The organism is Streptomyces sp. AC627_RSS907, from assembly GCF_019049165.1.
This window is the reverse complement of sequence record NZ_JAGMUE010001127.1, coordinates 1-672: the sequence shown is the minus strand read 5'-3', so window position 1 is coordinate 672 and position 672 is coordinate 1. Positions and strand designations below refer to the sequence as shown.

Here is a 672-nt window from a genome sequence, read left to right as displayed (position 1 = left end):
GTACTGGCAGGGTCGGTACGCCGAGGTAGGGGCGTTCGCCGCGCCCCTTTTGCGGTCCGCCGCCGCGCGACTGCACGAGCAACCCTCCGACGCGCGGGCCGAGGCGTGGGGCATCGTGGCCGACGCCTACCGCATCAGCGCCTACGTCGCGAACCTCCTGGGCGTACGGGACCTCGCGTACGCGGCGATCGGGCACGCGCAACACGCCGCCCAGAACGCGGCCGACGACCTGCGTACCGCCCTGGTGATGTCCGGCCGCTCCTGGGTCTGCCTGCGCGACGCCCGGCTCTCGGAAGCGCTCGACCTCGCGGAACGCTCCGCCGCCGGCATCGAACCACGGTTCTCCCGCGCGACCCTCGACCAGCTCTCCGTGTACGGAGCGCACATCAACTTCGCCGCCGTGGTGGCATCGCGCTTGGGTGACAAGGATCGGGCAGCCGACTACCTCTCGCAATCGAACGCGACGGGGGCCCGCATGGGACGGGAGTTCCGCGCGAACGGCACCCTGTTCGGGCCCGTGTCCGCGACAACACAAGCGGTGGGCGTCAATGTGTCGCTTGGCCAGACCGGGAAGGCGCTCGCGCTGATCGAGTCGATTCACGACACCGCAGCACTCAGCGACGCCGCCAGACACCGGTACGAACTCGACAAGGCCATGGCACAGGCCGACGC

Annotated in this window: 1 pseudogene; it reads left to right on the top strand. The window is 70.4% G+C overall.

Annotation, left to right across the window (positions count from 1 at the left end):
- Positions 1-115: 115 nt before the first annotated feature.
- Positions 116-672: pseudogene (locus KUM32_RS40645) on the top strand (XRE family transcriptional regulator); the annotation flags it as partial.